This window comes from Pseudoalteromonas sp. MER144-MNA-CIBAN-0113 (assembly GCF_040308965.1).
Taxonomy (GTDB): Bacteria; Pseudomonadota; Gammaproteobacteria; order Enterobacterales; family Alteromonadaceae; genus Pseudoalteromonas; species Pseudoalteromonas tetraodonis.
The window spans coordinates 1-3,542 of sequence record NZ_JBEOOG010000140.1 but is presented as its reverse complement, the minus strand read 5'-3'; the positions used below and the strand labels follow the sequence as shown (position 1 = coordinate 3,542).

General features: G+C 39.0%; 5 protein-coding genes. 2 read left to right on the top strand and 3 right to left on the bottom strand.

The annotated features are described in order from the left end of the window. Positions 1-296: 296 nt before the first annotated feature. The 3 genes from AAEY57_RS18950 to rph all read right to left on the bottom strand — a co-directional run bounded on the left by AAEY57_RS18950 (position 297) and on the right by rph (position 1,991). Entirely contained in the window at positions 297-506 is a 210-nt protein-coding gene (locus tag AAEY57_RS18950) for a diacylglycerol kinase (protein WP_350608551.1), read from the bottom strand. 112 nt (positions 507-618) lie between these two features. Next, positions 619-1,263, bottom strand: a complete 645-nt coding sequence (gene pyrE, locus AAEY57_RS18945; RefSeq protein WP_033103752.1) for an orotate phosphoribosyltransferase — start codon at positions 1,261-1,263, stop codon at positions 619-621. A 14-nt stretch (positions 1,264-1,277) separates the two neighbouring features. Continuing rightward, positions 1,278-1,991, bottom strand: a complete 714-nt coding sequence (rph, locus tag AAEY57_RS18940; protein WP_350608549.1) for a ribonuclease PH — start codon at positions 1,989-1,991, stop codon at positions 1,278-1,280. 179 nt (positions 1,992-2,170) lie between these two features. Here rph and AAEY57_RS18935 point away from each other — a divergent pair, with 179 nt between their 5' ends. Both AAEY57_RS18935 and AAEY57_RS18930 read left to right on the top strand, forming a co-directional pair. Next, complete coding sequence (locus AAEY57_RS18935; RefSeq protein ID WP_350608548.1) at positions 2,171-3,031, top strand: YicC/YloC family endoribonuclease; 861 nt, start codon at positions 2,171-2,173, stop codon at positions 3,029-3,031. Between the two features lie 338 nt (positions 3,032-3,369). Beyond that, on the top strand, positions 3,370-3,542 hold a 173-nt coding region (locus AAEY57_RS18930; protein ID WP_350608550.1), incomplete at its 3' end, for a transposase.

Below are 3,542 nucleotides of genomic sequence, written 5' to 3'. Positions count from 1 at the left end.
ACACAGATGATTGCTTTATATTGTTAAAGAACGTTGCGATTAAAGCGCTTAACTTTATCTCGCTAGGGCTGCGCATACTACGCTTTCCTATTTTTTTGTCAACACTTAATTTTAAACTTTATCAAAAATCTAAACTCAAGTTTTACTCGACTCACTAAGTGACTCTTGCTTCGCTAAGCGTTGCTGTCTGCCGTCTCAGTGGGGTCGCATTATAGGGAGATCCGAAAACAGATCAACCCTTTTTTGAAGAAAACATGAAATAAATGACTGTTCGCTGCATATTTGAACGATAGGTGCTAAAAACACAACATAACTATCAATTCATTAACAATAAACGCGGTATTTAAGCGTTTAACTGTCAGATCGCCCTTAAATATGTGAAAGCTAACAACCCGAATGATCATCATGATCACAAATAATAGAGTAACCGCTGTGGATCTTATGTCTTTAGCTTGATCCGACAGAACATCAGTCTCTGTACTTATACGATCTGCTAATGCTTTTATAGCTATAGTTGAATTTCATCATTCGACTATGAGAATTAACTCGCTTTAACTATTCGTGCGAGTTCTGCTAAGTTTTAAACAAAATAAAGCCCCGCTTTTGCGAGGCTCTTACTTATGCTACACCGTATTGATCTCGGTATGCTTTTACTGCCGCTAAATGCTCATCCATGGTTCCTTGATTTTCAAGGTAACTGATTAGATCAGCCAATTTAACAATAGAAGTTACTTGAGTATTAAAGTCACGCTCTACTTCTTGTATAGCTGAAAGCTCGGCTTTACCTTTTTCTTGGCGATCAAGTGCGATTAAAACACCACTTAAATCTGCGCCATTGTCAGCAATAATTTCCATAGATTCGCGAATTGCAGTACCTGCAGTGATCACATCATCAACTAACATGATCTTACCTTTAAGATCCGAACCTACTAAGCTGCCACCTTCACCGTGTGCTTTTTTCTCTTTACGGTTAAAGCAGTAAGGCACATCTTTGTTGTAATGATCAGCCAACGCAACAGCGGTTGTTGTTGCAATTGGAATACCTTTATAAGCTGGGCCAAATAATACATCGTATTCAATTGCCGCATCTTCAAGCGCTGCAGCATAAAAGCGACCTAAGCGAGCAAGATCACGACCAGTATTAAACAAACCCGCATTAAAAAAATATGGACTTGTACGGCCAGATTTTAAGGTAAATTCACCAAACTTTAATACCTGCTTTTCTAAAGCAAATTCAATAAACTCTTTTTGATATTCTTTCATCGCTGATTACCTATTTATGCTAGTGCTTGTTTTTGTACATCTATAATTTCACGAATTGAGTGCTTAGCGAGTGTAAGTAGCTCATCAAGTTCATCAAACGAGAAAGGCTCGCCTTCAGCAGTCCCTTGTACTTCAATAATTTTACCTGTTTCGGTTAAAATTACATTCATGTCGATTTCAGCGTCAGAGTCTTCAAGGTATTCTAAATCGCTAATCGCTTGGCCTTTATATATGCCAACTGAAATAGCCGCGATCATATGTTTAAGTGGGTTTGAATTAATCATCCCTTTTGCACGCATGTAAGTAAGTGCATCAACTAATGCGACACATGCACCACTAATTGATGCTGTACGTGTGCCGCCATCGGCTTGAATTACATCACAATCGATAGTAATCGTGTTTTCACCTAACGCTTTCAAATCGATTGCGGCACGCAAAGAACGAGCGATTAAACGTTGAATTTCCATAGTACGACCGCCCTGCTTACCACGCGTTGCTTCACGATTATTACGTGTGTGTGTTGCACGCGGTAACATGCCATATTCTGCGTTAACCCAACCTTTACCTTGGCCTTTCATAAAGCGTGGCACGCCAGCTTCAACTGTCGCGGTACAAAGTACCTTAGTGTTACCAAACTCTACTAATACCGAACCTTCAGCATGTAACGTGTAGTTACGTGTAAATGTAACCGGTCTAATTTGATTAGGTGTTCTTTCGCTTGGACGCATTGACGATCCCCTTAATTCTGAATTTGCCACATTATATGTGGATGTGAATACAGATGCCATGTTGATTTATATTTAAGTGTGTTTAAAAAGTATGCAGCAGGTTAAATTTTCTTTAGAGCTTAAGCAGTGTTACGGTATAATCATTACAATATTGTATTTAAAAATGTAGGAAATCATCCATGATCCACAGTATGACAGCTTATGCGCGTCGCGAAATTAAAGGCGAATGGGGCACTGGCACGTGGGAAGTTCGTTCAGTGAACCAACGTTACCTTGAAACATTTATTCGTGCACCAGAGCAATTTCGTGGCATGGAGCCCGTTATTCGCGAGCGTCTGCGTAAGCACTTACAGCGTGGTAAGGTAGAAGTTTTCTTAAAATTTGTCGCAAACCCTGCACATGTTGGTGAATTATCAATTAATCAATCTCTGGCTGAGCAGTTAATTAATAGTGCTAAGTGGGTTCAAGAACAAAGCAGTGGTGACATTAACCCTGTTGATATTTTACGTTGGCCTGGCGTTATGGAAGCACAAGAAATTGATATGGATAGTGTAAATACGGCTCTTATTAGTGGTCTTGACCAAGTAATTGAAGACTTTAAATCTGCGCGTGGCGATGAAGGTGCAAACCTTGAAGAAATGATAACAACACGATTAACCGCCATTTTAGAGCAAGTTGATATTGTTGAAGCACATATGCCAGAAATTACTAAGTGGCAACGTGAAAAGTTAGTACAAAAGCTTGAAGATTTAACAACAAATATTGATGAGTCACGCCTTGAGCAAGAACTGATTTATCTTGCACAAAAGCAAGATGTTGCCGAAGAGCTAGACCGTTTAAAGTCGCACGTTAAAGAAACTCGCAAAATCCTGAGTAAAGGTGGTGCTTGTGGTCGTCGTTTAGATTTTATGATGCAAGAGTTTAATCGTGAAGCAAACACGTTAGCATCTAAATCTATCAATAGTGACATCACCAACGCAGCTGTAGAGCTAAAAGTCCTGATTGAGCAAATGCGTGAGCAGATCCAAAACATTGAATAAGGTTTTTCCTTGTTCCAACATGTTTATAAACCATTAAAAAACCTAGCCTTTGCTAGGTTTTTTGTTTTCAATCGTTCATAATGGTTACATATTGTATTAATTAAAGTGGTTACCACAATGGTTACCAAATGCATTTTGGCAACCACTAGAGATGAGAATATATGAACGTTAAAGAAATAAAAGCAAATATAAAAAATTGCGCAACTCTCAGGTTCAATGTTGGTGATGGGTTATATATAAAACCAAACAAGTCAAAAAGTGGGGGCGCTTGGGAACTTCGCTATACCCCCCTGTGTCAGGATAGTTGTCGCCTCTAACATTTAGCAGAGGCAAATAAAATGAGACGTCAATTTACACAAGAATTTAAAGTTCAAGCTGTTGAAAAAGCATTATCTCAATGTGATGATGTTCGCTTAGAAGATATTGCAGATGACTTAGGTGTCGGTTATTCAACGTTACAACGTTGGATAGCACTCGCAAAAAAACATCAACTTGAAACACACCAGACGGG